Below are 15295 nucleotides of genomic sequence, written 5' to 3'. Positions count from 1 at the left end.
CGGCAGCGTAACCGGCTGGGCACCCGCCGCGGCACGATGCGACGCTGCGGGTGCCGAACTGTGGAGAAACGGGCCGGTTGTGGACAACTCGTGCCCGGGACGAGGGGCTGGACGCGGTCCGCCCCCGGCGCGTGGCACCGGGGGCGGATGTCGCGGACTGCCGCGTCAGATGTCCGAGATCGCCTCGAGCGGCGGGGTGCGTGCGGCGCGCACGCCCGGCCACAGGGCGGCGAGCACCCCGACCACGGCGGAGCCGACGAGCATGCCGAGCACCTGCCCCCACGGGACGGCGATCTGATCGAGGCCCTGATCGGCCAGGGTCCGGACGAAGCCCCAGCCGAACGCCAGACCCAGCACCAGGCCGACGACCGCCCCGAACACCGCGATGAGCATCGACTCGAGGTAGATGGTGCGGCGGACCTGGACCCGCTGCATGCCCACCGCGCGGAGCATGCCGATCTCCCGGCGGCGTTCCACGACGGACAGCGCGAGAGTGTTGACGATGCCCAGGACCGCGATGACCACCGCCAGCGCGAGGAGCCCGTAGAGCACGGCGAGCAGGGTGTCGATCTGGGCGGCCTGCTGACCCTTGAACTGTTCCCGGTCGAGCACCTGGACCACGACGAACTGCTTGGTGGCGTCCTCGAGGGCCGTGCGGATCGTCTCCGGGTCGCTGCCGGCCGCGGTGTTGACGAACACCACGAAGTCCGCGCGGGATGCCGGTGCGGTGAACTGCTGGTAGACCTCCTCGGAGACGACCCACGAGCCGAGCAACTGGTTGTCGGCGAAGATGCCGCTCACCGTCGTGGCGACGTCCTCACCGTCGCGGCTGGTGAGGGTGACCGCATCGCCGACCCGCCAGCCCTTCTCCGTGGCCGTGGTCTGCGACACGAGCAGGTCGGTACCGGCGACGTCCTCGCGTCCCTCGACGACGTCGACCTCGAGCACGTCGGCGACGGGCCCGGACAGCGCGACGCCGAACGTGTCCTCGTCGCCGATGCGCGCCGGGACACCGTGCATCGCGACGGTCTCCTCCACGCCCTCGGCGCGGGCGGCCGCCGCAGCCGCCCCCACGGGCACGCCGATCATCTGCGGTCCGGTGAGCATGAAGTCGGACTTGACGCCGGTGTCTACGAGTGAATTGACGCTCGCCTTGGCGGACGCGCCGAACACCCCGATCACGGACACCAGCATCAGGCCCAGGGTCAGGGCGAACGCGGTCGCGGCGGTGCGGCGGGGATTGCGCACCGCATTGGTGCGCGCGAGCCGGCCCACGGCTCCGAACGGGCGGGCGACGACCGCGCCGAGCCCCGCGACGAAGGGCCGCGACAGCGCGGGCGCCGCGAGCAGTACCGCGATGATCAGGGCGAACGCCCCGATGCCGACGGTGGAGGCCGCGCCCCCGCCGGTGCCCTGGGCGCCGCCGACGACGACGGCGGCACCGACGACGGCGGCGACGGCCCCGACGACGGTGCGCAGCCGCAGCGACTCGACGGTCGCGGTCGATTCCTCCCGCATGGCCGCGACCGGCGGGACCTTGCTCGCCCGACGGGCCGGGGCGTAGGCGCTGACGACGGTGACGACGATGCCGATGAGCAGGGCCACGAGCACGGTGCGCGGCGCGAGCTGCAGGGGCCCCGAGGGCAGGCCGACGTCGAACGCGTTGAGCGCGGCGCGCAGCCCGTAGGCGAGGGCCACGCCGCCGACGATGCCGAGGGCACTGCCCACGACCCCGACGACCAGCGCCTCGAGGGTCACCGACCGGCCCACCTGGCCGCGGCTCGCGCCGATCGCCCGGAGCAGCGCGAGCTCCCGCAGGCGCTGCGCGACGATCATCGAGAAGGTGTTGTAGATGATGAAGGTGCCCACCAGCAGCGCGATCGCGCCGAACGCGAGCAGGAAGTAGTTCAGGAAGCTCAGCGCCTCCTCGATCTCGGACTTGATCTCCTCGCTCACCTCGGCGCCGGTCTGGACCTTCTGGTCGGGCACGGCGGCGGCGATCCGGTCCCGCAGCTCGTCGGCGGGGACCCCGTCCCCGGCGACGTCGATGTACTGCACGTGGGTGCCGTCGGTGAACAGGGCACGGGCCTGGTTCTCGGTGAACATCGCCCCGACGTAACCGCCGGTGTCGGTCTCGACGTCGTAGATGCCGCTGACCGTGACCGGAAGGATCCCGGCCGACGCGGCGAGGACCTTCGTCGAGTCACCGACGGACAGACCGGCACGTTCGGCGGCGCTCGAGTTGAGCGCGATCTGGCCGTCGGCGGTGGGCGGCTGCCCGGCAACGAACTCGGTCGGATCACCGAGCTGCTGGTCGGGCGGCAGGTAGGCGGTCCCCTCGCTGGGGGCACCGCCGGTCTGGATGGCCGCCCCCTCGGAGTCGAGGACGATGACCGGCCCCCCGAACGCCGGCACCACGGTCCGCACACCGGGGACCGCGGAGACGACCGCGACGTCGGAGTCGGGGACGCCGCTCGAGCCCTGCTGTTCGCTGCTGACGCGGACGTCGACGCCCTGGGCGGCGTCGGCGAAGAGGCCGTCGAACGTGCGCTGCAGCGTGTCGGTGAAGACGAAGGAGCCGGTGACGAACGCCGTGCCGAGCACCACGGACAGAACGGTCAGCAGCAGCCGCACCTTGTGGGCGGCGAGGTTGCGCAGGGCAACCCTGCGGACGGGATTCGCGCTCATGGTCGGCTCGCCCTACTTCGCCGTGGGAACGGCGACGGCGTCGAACTGCTTCATCCGGTCGAGGACCGACTCTGCGGTCGGATCGCGCATCTCGTCGACGATGCGCCCGTCCGCGAGGAACACCACGCGGTCCGCGTAGCTGGCCGCCCGGGGGTCGTGGGTGACGATCACGACGGTCTGCCCGAACTCGTCGACCGCGGCCCGCAGGATCGACATCACCTCCCCCGAGGAGCGGGAGTCGAGGTTTCCGGTGGGCTCGTCACCGAAGATGATGTCGGGCCGGCCGGCGAGTGCGCGAGCGCAGGCCACCCGCTGCTGCTGACCGCCGGACAGCTCCCCCGGCCGGTGATCGAGCCGGTCGCCGAGCCCGAGGCGGGTCACGACGGTGTCCAGCCATTCCCGGTCGACCTTGCGTCCGGCGATGTCGACGGGCAGCGTGATGTTCTCGAGGGCGGTGAGCGTGGGCACCAGGTTGAACGCCTGGAAGACGAAGCCGATCCGGTCGCGGCGCAACTGGGTCATCTGCTTGTCGGACAGGTCGGTCAGATCGGTGTCACCGAGGACCACTGCACCGGACGTGGCGGTGTCGAGGCCGGCGAGGCAGTGCATGAGTGTCGACTTCCCCGAACCCGAGGGGCCCATGATGGCGGTGAACTCCCCCGCCGCGAACTCCGCGTTCACGCCGTCGAGGGCGTGGACAGCGGTCTCACCGGTTCCGTAGATCTTGATCAGGTCGATAGCGCGCGCGGCGGTGGCGGTGTGGGCTGGCATGCCCACCATCTTCCTGACTTTTCCGACGGGGCACCATCGGGGACGTCCCGGATTCCTCGCGGCCGGATCTCAGGGTGACGCGCGGCGAGGCGCCGGCGAGGCACCGCCGGGCGCTACCGTCGAGATCATGCGGATAGGAGCACACGTCCGGCAGGACGACGATCCGATCGGCTGCGGCGAACGATACGGCGCAGACCTGGTGCAACTGTTCCTCGGCGATCCCCAGGGGTGGACGAGACCGGGCACGCACCCCCGGCAGGAGCAGATCCGTGCGTCCGACGTCGCGGTGGTGGTGCACGCCCCCTACGTGATCAACGTCGCCAGCACGAACAACCGGCTGCGGATGCCGTCGCGCAAGGCCGTGGCCGAGCACGCGGAGGCGGCCGCCCGGCTCGGCGCCTTCGGTCTGGTCGTGCACGGCGGTCACGTCCGGTCCGGGGAGGAGGTCGCGGCGGGCGTGGAGAACTGGCGCAAGCTGTTCGAGCGGCAGGAGGACAGCGGCGGGTTCGCGGTACCCGTCCTGATCGAGAACACCGCGGGTGGCGACTTCGCGATGGCGCGGCACGTGGCCGCGATCGCGCGGTTGTGGGACGCCGTCGGCGACTACGACGTGGGTTTGTGCCTGGACACCTGCCACGCGTGGGCGGGCGGCGAGGACCTCGTCGACGTGGTCGAACGGGTACGGGCCGCGACCGGCAGGATCGACCTGGTCCACCTGAACAATTCCCGCGACGGCTTCGGTTCCGGCCGGGACCGCCACGCCGGCATCACCTCCGGCACGATCGACCCCGACCTGCTGGTGGCGGTGTGCCGGGCGGCGGACGCGCCGGTCGTCCTCGAAACCCCCGCGGAGGGAATTGCCGACGACATCGCCTACCTGCGCGAACTGCTCGGTTGACGCACGCCTCCCGCACACCGCTCCGTCACAGCCGTAACATCTTGCCCATGAAGCACGCCCGGATCGCCGTCGTCGCCCTCGCCTTGGTCCTCGCGGGCTGCTCGGACTCCGACAGTCCTGCTCCGTCCGCGTCGGCGAGCACCGCCACCTCGTCCGTCCCGTCCGGGTCCTCGTCGGGGTCGTCGGGTTCGTCGGACTCGCCGGGCGACGAGCCCGCCCCCACCGACGCGTCGGACAAGACGTCACCCGCCTCGGCGGACGCGAAGCTGACCGTCACCGACATCCGCACCGGCCGGCACGAGAACTTCGACCGGGTCGTGTACGAGATGGGTGGAACCGGCACCCCGGGGTGGCGCGTCGGCTACGTCGACCGGGCGGTGCAGGACGGCAGCGGCAACGACGTGACCGTCGCGGGCGGCGCGATCCTGCAGGTGCTCATCGACGGATCGGCGTACCCGTTCGACAGCGGTGTCGAGCCCTACTCCGGGCCCGACCCGGTGCTCGCGCAGCCGGGCGGATCGGTCGTCGAGGTCACCGGCTCCGGTGTCTTCGAGGGCGTGACCCAGTCGTTCGTCGGCGTCGCGGAGCCGAACACACCGTTCGACGTGTACGCACTGACGAACCCGACGCGGCTGGTCGTCGACGTCGCTCGCTGACCGCGCGGCTCAGACCCGGCCGGGCGGGAAGCCGCCCGTCGCCACGGGACCCCAGTCGTCGACGGTGATGCGGATCAGCGACTTGCCCTGCTTGCGCATCGCCTCCCGGTACTCGTCCCAGTCGGAGTGTTCCCCGGCGACCGCGCGGAAGTACTCGACCAGGGGCTCGACCGAATCCGGCAGGTCGATCACCTCGGCGGTGCCGTCGATCTGGACGTAGGGGCCGTTCCAGTCGTCGGAGTGGATCAGGATCGACACAGCCGGGTGGCGGCGGATGTTCACGACCTTGGCGCGTTCCGGGTAGGTCGCGACGACGATGCGGCCGGCGTCGTCGAGCCCGCACGTGACCGGAGACATCTGCAGCCGCCCGTCGGACCGCACGGTCACCAGGGTGCCGCGGTGGCGGGGACGGACGAATTCGAGCAACCGGTCGCGGTCCACGCGGTCTGCGGTTGCGATCTTCGGTGCCATGTTCCCGACCCTACGTGCACGGCCGTGACGGCGACGAACATTCCTGTCGGAGTGGCCGGGCAGAATTCGCCGGCGGGACGCGACCGCGCCGACGGATCCGGTGGTGACGACACGGCCGCGTGACGCTGCGCGACCTACCCTTGACCTCGAGTCCACTCGAGGTTCTACGGTCGGGCGACCGACTTCAGGAGGCTCCCGAATGAGCATGGAAGTGACCGCGTGGAACGCGATGTACAACGCGATGCACGCGCAGAGCGACCGGCGCCCGTTCTCGCGCGCGAGTCTGCGCCGCATCGCCGAATTCGCCCGCCCCCACCGCCGCAACATCGGCATGTATCTGCTGCTGAGCGTCGTGATCGCCGCGCTCGGGGTGGCCACCCCGGTGCTCGCCGGCCGCGTGATCGATGCGATCGTCGACCGCGCCGACCTCTCGGTGATCACCTGGCTGGCGGTGCTGATCGCCGCGATCGCGCTCGTCGAGGCCGGCCTGGGCATCCTGAACCGCTGGCTGTCCGCGAGCATCGGCGAGGACCTGATCCTCGACCTGCGCACCACCGTGTTCGACCACGTGCAGCGCATGCCGGTCGCCTTCTTCACCCGCACCCGCACCGGCGCTCTGGTCAGCCGACTCAACAGCGACGTGATCGGCGCCCAGCGGGCGTTCAGCGACACCCTGTCCGGGGTGGTCGGCAACCTCGTCACCCTTGCGATCACGCTGGTGGTGATGGTCGGCATCTCGTGGCAGATCACGCTGCTCGCGCTGCTGCTGCTGCCGATCTTCGTGGTCCCCGCCCGGCACATGGGCGTGCGACTGGCCCGACTGAATCGTGAAGCGGCCAACCATAATTCGGTGATGAGTACCCAGATGACGGAGCGGTTCTCCGCGCCCGGCGCAACGCTGGTGAAGCTGTTCGGGCGCCCGTCGCAGGAGTCGTCGGAGTTCGCCGTCCGGGCCCGCCGAGTGCGCGACATCGGGGTGAAGACGGCGATGCTGCAGTCGGTGTTCGTCACCGCCCTGACTCTCGTGTCCGCTCTGGCTCTGGCCCTGGTCTACGGACTCGGCGGCTTCTACGCACTGCGCGGGCAACTCGAGCCGGGCGCCGTCGTGGCGATGGCGATGCTGCTCACGCGGCTGTACTCGCCGCTGACGGCACTCGCGAGCGCCCGCGTCGACGTGATGAGCGCGATGGTGAGCTTCGAGCGGGTCTTCGAGGTGCTCGACCTGCGGCCGCTGATCGAGGAGGCGCCCGACGCCCGCCCCGTCCCCGACGGTCCGGTCGCCGTCGAGTTCCGGCACGTGGACTTCGCGTACCCCTCCGCCGACAAGGTCTCGCTGGCGTCGCTCGAGGAGGTGGCCACCCTCGACACCCGTGGCGGCGCACCGGTCCTGCACGACGTGAGCTTCCGGGCCGAGCCCGGGCAGATGGTGGCTCTGGTGGGCTCCTCCGGCGCCGGCAAGTCCACGATCGCGCAGCTGGTGCCGCGGCTCTACGACACCGACGCCGGCTCCGTACTGCTCGGCGACGTCGACGTGCGCCGGCTGACGACCGCCTCGATCCGCGGCGCCGTCGGCATGGTGACCCAGGACGGGCACCTGTTCCACGACACCGTGCGGGCCAACCTGCTCCTGGCCCGCCCGGAGGCGACCGAGGACGAGTTGTGGGACGTACTGCGCCGGGCCCGGCTCACCGAGCTGATCCGCTCCCTCCCCGACGGCCTGGACACCGTCGTCGGCGAGCGCGGCTACCGGCTCTCCGGGGGTGAGCGCCAGCGGCTGACCATCGCGCGGCTGCTGCTCGCCCATCCGCGGGTGGTGATCCTCGACGAGGCCACCGCGCACCTGGACTCGACCTCGGAGGCCGCCGTGCAGGAGGCGCTCACCGAGGCGCTGGCCGGCCGGACCGCGGTGGTGATCGCGCACCGGTTGTCCACCGTCCGCGCGGCGGACCTCATCCTCGTGGTCGAGAACGGCCGCATCGTCGAGCGCGGCACCCATACCGAACTGCTCGCCGCCGACGGCCGCTACGGAGAGTTGTACCGCACCCAGTTCGCCGATTCAGGACCGAAGGTGTCCGCAATGGCGCCCACACTGGGCTCATGACGACGAACGAGACCGACCTGCTGCTCCTGCTGCTCGACACTCAGCGCACCGCGTTCCGCAATGCGCTGTCCGGCCTGACCGAGGACCAGGCCCGCAGTACGCCCAGCGCCTCGGCGATGAGCCTGGCCTCCCTGCTGAACCATGTGATCGACGGCGAGGTCGCGGCCGCCGACCGGATCTCGGGAACCGAGTCCCGCGACCCCGACCCCGTCGCGGCGTGGACGGCCGGGTGGGCGGTGCGCGACGACGAGACCGTCGCGGACCAGCTCGCGCGGCTCGACACCGTCGCGGCCCGCTTCGCCGACGTGCTGCGGGCGGAGCCGGATCTCGACCGGGTGGTGGACCTGCCCGAGAGCATCGCCCGATGGCTGGACCAGGGCGTGCCGCTCAGCGTCCGCTTCCTGGTCCTGCACCAGATCGAGGAATGGGCCCGGCACGCCGGTCACGCCGACATCATCCGCGAATCCGTCGACGGCGCCACCGCCGACGTCCTGGCGGGCGGGGCCTGGTAACCGGGATCGGCGAACCCGGACGGCACACCGCAGCCGCGATAGGCTCCCCGTAGGCACCAATGCCCGGGCGCCCCCGGCGCCGTCGCCGCGAGATCCTGGAGGCCGTCGCGTGACCGGACAACAGACCAGCACGGGACCTGCGGGCGCCGCGCAGCACCCGATGTTCGAGAAGGTGGCGCGGGTCGGGCAGGCGGCGAGCGGCGTCGTGCACCTGCTGATCGCGTACGTGGTGATCCAGGTCGCGTTCGGTGATCCGGCCAGTGCCGACCAGTCCGGCGCGCTCCGCGAACTCGCCGCCCAGCCCGGCGGCAGGATCGTCCTGTGGGTCCTGGCCGTGACGCTCACCGCCCTGGCGCTGTGGCGACTGGTGGAGGCCGCGGTAGGCAAACGCTCGGAGGTCGAGCAGCCCTCGGCGCTGGACCGGGTCAAGACCCTCGGTGTCGCCGTGGCCTACCTGGCGCTGGCTCTGACCGCGTTCCAGTTCGCACGGGGCAGCGGCAAGTCGAGCAGTGAGCAGAACGCCGGACTGAGCGCCCGGTTGATGCAGTCCGGCGGCGGCAAGTTCCTGCTCGTCGCGGCCGGTCTGGTGATCATCGGCATCGGCGCCTACCACGTCTACAAGGGCGCGGCGAAGAAGTTCCTCGACGACCTGCACCGTGGGCGACTGCCCCGCTACGCCGAGCCGCTCGGTGTCGTCGGGTACGTCGCGAAGGGCCTGGCGATCGCCGGCGCCGGCGTCCTGGTCCTCGTCGCGACGTTCACCGCCGACCCGTCCAAGGCGACGGGACTGGACGGTGCCCTCAAGACGCTGGGCACCGCCCCGTTCGGTCAGTTCCTGCTCGTCGCGGCCGGCCTCGGCATCGCCGCGTACGGCGTGTACTGCTTCGTCCTCGCGCGGTACGGGAAGATGTGAGTGCCGCGGGCGCGCTCAGGCGCGCCCGCGATCGCCACCGGCGCGCTCAGTCGCGCCCGCGATACCCGCCACCGGAACCGTGTCCACCGGACTGCCCGCGCTCGCCGGACCGTTCGCGGAAGCCGCGGTGCGGCTTGTCGCCACGCCCACCGAAGTCCTTGCCGCGGCCGCCCCGGTCGCCCCAGTCCTTCTTGCCGCCGTACTCCCGGCGCTCACCGTGGCGGCGCTCCCCCCGGTCGTCGCGCGGACGATAGGACGACGGGCGGCCCGACGGTGCCCCGCTGTCGGGCTGCAGCTGGATCAGCACACCCGAGATGCGGGTGCCCCGCAACGCCTCGAGCGTCTCCGGCGACAGGTCCTTCGGCAGCTCGACGAGGCTGTGATCCGGGCGGATGCTGATGTGCCCGAAATCGCTGCGGCGCAGGCCGCCCTCGTTGGCGATGGCGCCGACGATCGCGCCGGGCACCACGCGGTGGCGCTTGCCCACGGCGATGCGGTAGGTGACCAGTTCCTGCCCGTCGCGCCCGACGCGGGACGCACCGTCGTCGTCGAATCGGCGCGGCGGCCGCTCCCGCGGCTCGCGGTCGCGCCGCGGCGGTGCCACGGGCTCGGGTTCGGCCTCCATGAGGAACGACTCCCCGTCGCGGGAGAGCACCGCGAGCGCTGCCGCGATGTCGGCGAGGGGCACGTCGTGCTCGCGCTCGTAGTCCTCGACGAATCGGCGGAACAACGCCAGGTGGTCGGATGCCAGCGCCTCGGTGATCGAGTCGTTGAACTTCTCGACGCGCTGGGCGTTGACATCCTCCACCGACGGCAGCTGGATCTCGGTGAGCGGCTGCCGGGTGGCCCGCTCGATCGCCTTGAGCAGGTGCCGTTCGCGGGGGGCGACGAACAGGAGCGCGTCACCGCTGCGCCCGGCACGGCCGGTGCGGCCGATGCGGTGCACGTAGGACTCGGTGTCGTGCGGGATGTCGTAGTTCACGACGTGGCTGATGCGGTCGACGTCCAGGCCGCGGGCCGCCACGTCCGTCGCGACGAGGATGTCCAGCGCACCGCTCTTGAGCTGTCCGATGGTGCGTTCGCGCTGGGCCTGGACGATGTCGCCGTTGATCGCGGACGCCGAGAAGCCCCGGGCCCGCAGCCGCTCCGCGAGGTCCTCGGTGGCCTGCTTCGTCCGGACGAAGATGATCATCGCCTCGAACTGCTCGACCTCGAGGATCCGGGTCAGGGCGTCGAGCTTGCGCTGGTGCGACACGAGCACCCAGCGCTGGGTGATGTTCGCCGAGGTCGTCGTCTTCGACTTGACCGTGATCTCGACCGGGTCGTGCAGATACTGCTTGGACAACCGGCGGATCGCGCCCGGCATGGTCGCCGAGAACAGCGCGACCTGCTTGCTCTCGGGGGTGTCGGCGAGGATCCGCTCGACGTCCTCCTGGAAGCCCATGGTGAGCATCTCGTCGGCCTCGTCGAGCACGAGGAACTCGAGTTCGGAGATGTCGAGGGTGCCCTTGGCGAGGTGATCGATCACACGTCCGGGCGTGCCCACGATGACCTGCGCGCCCCGGCGCAGCCCGGACAGTTGCACGCCGTAGCTCTGGCCGCCGTAGATGGGCAGCACGTGCAGCCCCGGGATGTGCGCCGAATACTTGCCGAAAGCCTCCGCGACCTGCAGGGCGAGCTCGCGGGTGGGAGCCAGGATCAGCGCCTGGGGCCGCTTCACCGTGGTGTCGATCCGCGACAGGATCGGCACCGCGAACGCGGCGGTCTTGCCGGTACCGGTCTGCGCGAGACCGACGACGTCGCGTCCCTCCAGCAGCGGCGGGATGGTGGCCGCCTGGATCGGCGACGGGGTCTCGTAGCCCACATCCGAAAGCGCCTGCAGCACACGGGCGTCGATGTCGAGATCGGCGAACGTGGGGGTGGCGGTGTCGGCTTCGGGGTCTTGCACAGTATCACTCATTTGACCTGCAGTTTATCGGATGGACGGCCATGGCCCCTCCACAGCGCCCGGACGAGGGTCCCCGACCACCCTAGCCGTCCGCCGGATCGGGCGCCGTCGCCGCCAGATGGTGGGCCCACAGCCGCAGCGCCGGCCGCACCGGCGGGTACTCGAGTCCGTGCCGGCGGGCGAGGGCGGTGGCGGACGCCGTCGGGTAGGTGTCGGCACTGAGGAAGCTCAGGGTCTCCTTCTCCGCACCGGTCAGGCGGGACGGCAGCACCCGCAGGACGGCCACGGGGATCCGCCGGCGCGGTGCGGGAACGCCGAGTTCGTCGGCGACCAGGGCGACGAGCTCGGGCAGCGGCGGGGTGGCCTCGTCGAGCACCCAGTAGGCCTGCCCCACCGTCTCCGGGTCGCGCGGGACCAGCGCCAGGAAACGCGCGAGATGATCGACGGTGACGACGGGCAGCACGGTGCGCCGGGAACCGGGCACGGCACGCAGCCGCCCGCGGGCGAGCTGCACGACCAGCTCCGCGAGACCGAGGAACTGGTCGGCCGCCCCGGTTCGGGAGTCGCCGATCACCGTCCCGGGGTTGACGACCGTGAGCGGAACCCCGAGTCGGGCTGCGAGTGCACGCACCACCGCGTCGGCTTCGATCTTGGATGCCTCGTACGCGCCGAACCGGCGGTAGGTGCGGCGCCGGTGCCGCTGGGGCCACGGCGCCGGCACGGCCGGGTACGCCGCGACCCGGTAGCCGCTGACGTGCACGAGCCGGCGCGCGCCCATCACCGCCGCGAATCGGGTGATCTTCTCCGCCAGAACGACATTCACCTCCCGCGCCGCATGCGAGGTCATCCCGAAGGCGAACGCGGCCGCCAGGTTGTAGACGTCACGCACGTCCGCCGGCACGGGATCGAGGGCGAGCTCGGCGGCGTCCGGGTCGAACACGTGGACCGAGAGCCGGTCGAGCGGCACCCCGTCGGAGGCGAGCCGGTCGCGCAGGCGTGCCCCGGACTCCGCCGAACGCACCGCGGCGACGACGAGGACGTCCCCGTCGTTGCCGGTGAGCAGTTCCCGCAGCAGCCCGCGGCCGAGGAACCCCGTCGCCCCGAAGACCACCGCGGCGCTCATCGGCCGGCTCCGACGAGGCCGAGTGCGACCGCGCGGGCGTCCGCGAGGGGGGCCACGTCGTGCCGGGCCCGGGCGACGGTGGTCGCGCCCTCGACGAGGCTGACGATCACTCCGGCGAGCCGGGCGGCATCGGGTATCCCGTCGCGGGCGAGCACGCGCTCGAGGATCACCCGCCACGATTCGTAGACGCGGGCGCAGCTCTGCTGCAGCACGGGATTGTCGGCGGCGGCGTCGACGGCGACGGCGACCACGGCACAGCCGGCCGCGAACCCGGCCTCCTCGAGCCGGGCCGCGAGGTCGTCGAACACCGCGGCGACGATCTCGGCGGCGGTCCGCCCCTCGGCCAGCAGCCCTTCGAGGAGGCCGGCGAACTCCTCCCCCACCCGGTCCAGCGCCGCCGCGACGAGCTCGTCCTTGCCGCCGGGAAAGTGGAAGTACACCGAGCCGCGCGGCGCTCCGGAGGCGTCGGTGATGCGGGCCAGACCGGTGCCGTGGTAGCCGCGGGACTGGATCAGCTCCAGCGTGGTGTCGATCATGCGTGCTTTCGTGCGCGCTCCCTTGGTGGTCACAGCGAAATAATAGACCGGTCTACATATTCTGTCGACCCCGACCGCCCTGGCGGGGCAGCCCGCATGCGACGGAGGGCACACTGAACTCGTTCCACTCTCGTAAGACGAAAGGACCGTCCGGTGCCGGAGCCCGTCAGCATTCCCACCCACTGGTACAACATCGCGGGAGATCTGCCCGAGGCCCCGCCGCCGCACCTGCATCCCGGCGCCAGGGAACCGGTCACGGCCACCGATCTGGAACCGCTGTTCGCCGCGGGGCTGATCGAGCAGGAGCTGTCCACCGAGACCGACATCGCGATCCCCGAACCCGTCCGGGAGGCGTACGCGACCTACCGCACCACGCCGCTGCTGCGGGCCCGGTCCTTCGAGCGGGCACTCGGCACCGCCGCCCGCATCTACGTCAAGTACGAGGGCGTGAGCCCGGTGGGCAGCCACAAGACGAATTCGGCTCTCGCACAGGCGTACTACAACTCGGTCGACGGCGTGAAGAAGCTCACCACCGAGACCGGCGCCGGCCAGTGGGGCAGCGCCCTGTCGTTCGCATGCGCCAAGTTCGGCATCGACCTCGAGGTGTGGCAGGTGCGTGCCTCGTTCGAGTCCAAGCCGTACCGCAGGCACCTCATCGAGGTGTACGGCGGCACCGTGCACTCGAGCCCGTCGGACCTCACCGCGTCCGGCCGCAAGGTCCTCGACGAGCAGCCGGACACCCCCGGCTCGCTGGGCATCGCCGTCTCCGAGGCCGTCGAGGTCGCGGCCGGCGACCCCGCCGCCCGGTACGCGCTCGGCAGCGTGCTCAACCACGTCGTGCTGCACCAGACCGTGATCGGCCTCGAGGCCGTCGAGCAACTGCGAGCCGCCGGCGAGGAACAGGCCGACGTCGTGTTCGGCTGCGCCGGCGGCGGCTCCAACCTCGCAGGCCTGTCGTTCCCGTTCCTGCGCGAGGTGCTGCACGGCCGTGCCACCACCCGCGTGGTGGCGGCCGAGCCGGCCGCGTGCCCGTCCATCACGCGCGGCGAGTACCGCTACGACCACGGCGACATCGTGGGCCTGACCCCGCTGCTCAAGATGCACACCCTCGGCCAGGACTTCATCCCCGATCCCATCCACGCCGGCGGGCTGCGCTATCACGGCATGGCGCCCCTGCTGAGCCACACCGTCGAGCTGGGCTACGTGCAGGGCACCGCGGTGGCGCAGACCGACGCGTTCGCGGCGGCCGTCGAGTTCGCCCGCAGCGAGGGCATCGTGCCGGCCCCCGAGTCGGCCCACGCGATCGCGGCGGCCGCCGAGTACGCGCGGACCGTGACCGAACCCGAGGTGATCGTGATCGGGCTGTCGGGGCACGGGCAGCTCGACCTGCCGGCCTACGCCGCCTATCTGCACGGCGAACTCGGGTAGCGCCCGGGCGTGTCTTCCTTCTGTGGTGGGGAGGAAGACACGCCGAGGAATTCTGTGATGCAACACACGCCCGGTGATCGGCGATACACCTGTGGAACCGCTCCGAGTCACCACCGGGAGGCCCCGATGCCCGACGCAGCCGACAACCTGGCCCTGCGCCTGCTCGACGCAGTGCACCGCACCCGAGGGGTGGACCCCGGGATCGTCACCGATCGCTACCGGGCCTACCGGGCGGCGCAGGGCGCGGACGCCGGCCACGACGGGATCCGCGCCCTCCTGCGGACCTTCGAGGAGACCGGCGGCAGCGCCCAGTGGGCCGGCAAGGTCGGGCACTACCGTCGTCGCTACAGTCCCGAGGACGCGCCCATCGCCGCCGACACCGTCGAACTGGCCGCCGACGTCCTGTACCGCCACGGGGTCGACACCGTCGACGACCTCGCCGGCACGGACGACACGACCCTCGCCGACGACTGGCAGCGGGCCGGGGGCGACCCGGCCGTCTGGCAGCCCCTCCTCGACGCCCTGCGTCCGGCCCGGGCCCTGTCCGGCGTCGCCTGACCCGGCCCGGATCCGGCCGCAAACCCGCCCGGCCGCCCGACGGCCGAGCGCATACTCGACGTATGCGTTATTCCGGCCGTCCGGAGGCCGGGCGGCGGCTGGCCCGCTCGGTTGCCCACCTGCGCGACGCGAACCCCGTGGTGCTCGCGCTGCCGCGTGGCGGGATCCCCGTCGCGCGGGAGGTGGCACACGCGCTCGACGCCCCGCTCGACGTCCTCGTCGTCCGCAAACTCGGCGTGCCGTGGCAGCCGGAACTGGCGATGGGCGCCATCGCCGAGGGCGGCTTCCGCGTGCTCAACGAGGACGTCATCCGCATCGGCCGGGTGGCCGAGGACTCGATCGAACGGATCGAGGCCCGGGAACGCACCGAACTCGACCGTCGCGCCCGGCTGCTGCGCGGCGGCAAGGAGCGCACGTCGCTGTCGGGACGCACGGTCGTCCTCGTCGACGACGGCATGGCCACCGGTGCGACCGCCGCTGTCGCCTGCCTGGCCGCCCGCGAGTCCGGCGCCGAGCGGGTGGTGCTCGCAGTTCCCGTCGCTTCCCCGGAGGCCGCGCGACGCGTCCGAGCGGTGGCCGACGAGGTGGTGTGCCCGTTCACGCCGGCCGACCTGGGCAGCGTCGGCGCCGCGTACGACGACTTCCATCAGCTCTCCGACGACGAGGCCGCTCGCCTGCTCGGATCCGCCTGA

14 protein-coding genes are annotated in these 15295 nt (G+C 71.8%); 8 read left to right on the top strand and 6 right to left on the bottom strand.

Annotated features, from left to right (window positions below; genetic code table 11):
• Positions 1 to 165: 165 nt before the first annotated feature.
• Positions 166 to 2688 (bottom strand): ABC transporter permease, encoded by a 2523-nt coding sequence (locus tag ACM26Y_RS08090; RefSeq protein ID WP_416063123.1) that lies wholly within the window; start codon positions 2686 to 2688, stop codon positions 166 to 168.
• A gap of 12 nt (positions 2689 to 2700) precedes the next feature.
• Positions 2701 to 3459: an ABC transporter ATP-binding protein gene (locus tag ACM26Y_RS08085; protein WP_003936171.1), complete on the bottom strand. Its 759-nt coding sequence runs from the start codon at positions 3457 to 3459 to the stop codon at positions 2701 to 2703.
• A gap of 127 nt (positions 3460 to 3586) precedes the next feature.
• Here ACM26Y_RS08085 and ACM26Y_RS08080 point away from each other — a divergent pair, with 127 nt between their 5' ends.
• Together ACM26Y_RS08080 and ACM26Y_RS08075 are read left to right on the top strand one after the other, a co-directional pair.
• Positions 3587 to 4357: a deoxyribonuclease IV gene (locus ACM26Y_RS08080; protein ID WP_416063122.1), complete on the top strand. Its 771-nt coding sequence runs from the start codon at positions 3587 to 3589 to the stop codon at positions 4355 to 4357.
• A 47-nt stretch (positions 4358 to 4404) separates the two neighbouring features.
• Positions 4405 to 5013: a hypothetical protein gene (locus tag ACM26Y_RS08075; protein ID WP_003936169.1), complete on the top strand. Its 609-nt coding sequence runs from the start codon at positions 4405 to 4407 to the stop codon at positions 5011 to 5013.
• 9 nt (positions 5014 to 5022) lie between these two features.
• On the opposite strand, the gene ACM26Y_RS08070 is transcribed toward ACM26Y_RS08075, so the two are convergent.
• The gene (locus tag ACM26Y_RS08070; protein ID WP_289380613.1) at positions 5023 to 5484 is read right to left on the bottom strand and encodes a PPOX class F420-dependent oxidoreductase; all 462 of its coding nucleotides are present in this window, start codon (positions 5482 to 5484) and stop codon (positions 5023 to 5025) included.
• Between the two features lie 199 nt (positions 5485 to 5683).
• Between ACM26Y_RS08070 and ACM26Y_RS08065 the strand changes: the two genes are divergently transcribed.
• The 3 genes from ACM26Y_RS08065 to ACM26Y_RS08055 all read left to right on the top strand — a co-directional run bounded on the left by ACM26Y_RS08065 (position 5684) and on the right by ACM26Y_RS08055 (position 9010).
• Complete coding sequence (locus ACM26Y_RS08065) at positions 5684 to 7585, top strand: ABC transporter ATP-binding protein (protein ID WP_289380612.1); 1902 nt, start codon at positions 5684 to 5686, stop codon at positions 7583 to 7585.
• A complete protein-coding gene (locus ACM26Y_RS08060) occupies positions 7582 to 8097 on the top strand; it encodes a DUF664 domain-containing protein (protein ID WP_289380611.1) in 516 nt (171 codons plus the stop codon). Before ACM26Y_RS08065 ends, ACM26Y_RS08060 begins: the two co-directional genes overlap by 4 nt.
• A gap of 109 nt (positions 8098 to 8206) precedes the next feature.
• Positions 8207 to 9010, top strand: a complete 804-nt coding sequence (locus tag ACM26Y_RS08055; RefSeq protein ID WP_003936165.1) for a DUF1206 domain-containing protein — start codon at positions 8207 to 8209, stop codon at positions 9008 to 9010.
• A 46-nt stretch (positions 9011 to 9056) separates the two neighbouring features.
• On the opposite strand, the gene ACM26Y_RS08050 is transcribed toward ACM26Y_RS08055, so the two are convergent.
• From ACM26Y_RS08050 to ACM26Y_RS08040, 3 genes are all read right to left on the bottom strand, one after another.
• A complete protein-coding gene (locus ACM26Y_RS08050) occupies positions 9057 to 10970 on the bottom strand; it encodes a DEAD/DEAH box helicase (RefSeq protein ID WP_289380609.1) in 1914 nt (637 codons plus the stop codon).
• 70 nt (positions 10971 to 11040) lie between these two features.
• Positions 11041 to 12081 (bottom strand): SDR family oxidoreductase, encoded by a 1041-nt coding sequence (locus tag ACM26Y_RS08045; protein WP_416063121.1) that lies wholly within the window; start codon positions 12079 to 12081, stop codon positions 11041 to 11043.
• Entirely contained in the window at positions 12078 to 12650 is a 573-nt protein-coding gene (locus ACM26Y_RS08040) for a TetR/AcrR family transcriptional regulator (RefSeq protein WP_258913667.1), read from the bottom strand. The genes ACM26Y_RS08045 and ACM26Y_RS08040 overlap by 4 nt, the downstream gene beginning before the upstream one ends.
• Before the next feature lie 120 nt (positions 12651 to 12770).
• Between ACM26Y_RS08040 and ACM26Y_RS08035 the strand changes: the two genes are divergently transcribed.
• From ACM26Y_RS08035 to ACM26Y_RS08025, 3 genes are all read left to right on the top strand, one after another.
• Complete coding sequence (locus ACM26Y_RS08035) at positions 12771 to 14045, top strand: TrpB-like pyridoxal phosphate-dependent enzyme (RefSeq protein ID WP_416063120.1); 1275 nt, start codon at positions 12771 to 12773, stop codon at positions 14043 to 14045.
• Between the two features lie 126 nt (positions 14046 to 14171).
• A complete protein-coding gene (locus tag ACM26Y_RS08030; RefSeq protein ID WP_040781965.1) occupies positions 14172 to 14603 on the top strand; it encodes a hypothetical protein in 432 nt (143 codons plus the stop codon).
• A gap of 62 nt (positions 14604 to 14665) precedes the next feature.
• Complete coding sequence (locus tag ACM26Y_RS08025; protein WP_003936142.1) at positions 14666 to 15295, top strand: phosphoribosyltransferase; 630 nt, start codon at positions 14666 to 14668, stop codon at positions 15293 to 15295.

This window comes from Rhodococcus indonesiensis (assembly GCF_047782815.1).
In the GTDB taxonomy this organism is placed as follows: Bacteria; Actinomycetota; Actinomycetes; order Mycobacteriales; family Mycobacteriaceae; genus Rhodococcus; species Rhodococcus indonesiensis.
The sequence above is the reverse complement of the archived record's forward strand: the minus strand, read 5'-3'. Positions and strand labels throughout refer to the sequence as shown.

Coding starts and splice junctions, on each gene's coding strand:
- ACM26Y_RS08085 (WP_003936171.1), bottom strand. CDS start 3,459: ATGCCAGCCCACACCGCCACCGCCGCGCGCGCTATCGACCTGATCAAG.
- ACM26Y_RS08025 (WP_003936142.1), top strand. CDS start 14,666: ATGCGTTATTCCGGCCGTCCGGAGGCCGGGCGGCGGCTGGCCCGCTCG.
- ACM26Y_RS08065 (WP_289380612.1), top strand. CDS start 5,684: ATGAGCATGGAAGTGACCGCGTGGAACGCGATGTACAACGCGATGCAC.
- ACM26Y_RS08060 (WP_289380611.1), top strand. CDS start 7,582: ATGACGACGAACGAGACCGACCTGCTGCTCCTGCTGCTCGACACTCAG.
- ACM26Y_RS08050 (WP_289380609.1), bottom strand. CDS start 10,970: ATGAGTGATACTGTGCAAGACCCCGAAGCCGACACCGCCACCCCCACG.
- ACM26Y_RS08045 (WP_416063121.1), bottom strand. CDS start 12,081: ATGAGCGCCGCGGTGGTCTTCGGGGCGACGGGGTTCCTCGGCCGCGGG.
- ACM26Y_RS08070 (WP_289380613.1), bottom strand. CDS start 5,484: ATGGCACCGAAGATCGCAACCGCAGACCGCGTGGACCGCGACCGGTTG.
- ACM26Y_RS08075 (WP_003936169.1), top strand. CDS start 4,405: ATGAAGCACGCCCGGATCGCCGTCGTCGCCCTCGCCTTGGTCCTCGCG.
- ACM26Y_RS08090 (WP_416063123.1), bottom strand. CDS start 2,688: ATGAGCGCGAATCCCGTCCGCAGGGTTGCCCTGCGCAACCTCGCCGCC.
- ACM26Y_RS08030 (WP_040781965.1), top strand. CDS start 14,172: ATGCCCGACGCAGCCGACAACCTGGCCCTGCGCCTGCTCGACGCAGTG.
- ACM26Y_RS08080 (WP_416063122.1), top strand. CDS start 3,587: ATGCGGATAGGAGCACACGTCCGGCAGGACGACGATCCGATCGGCTGC.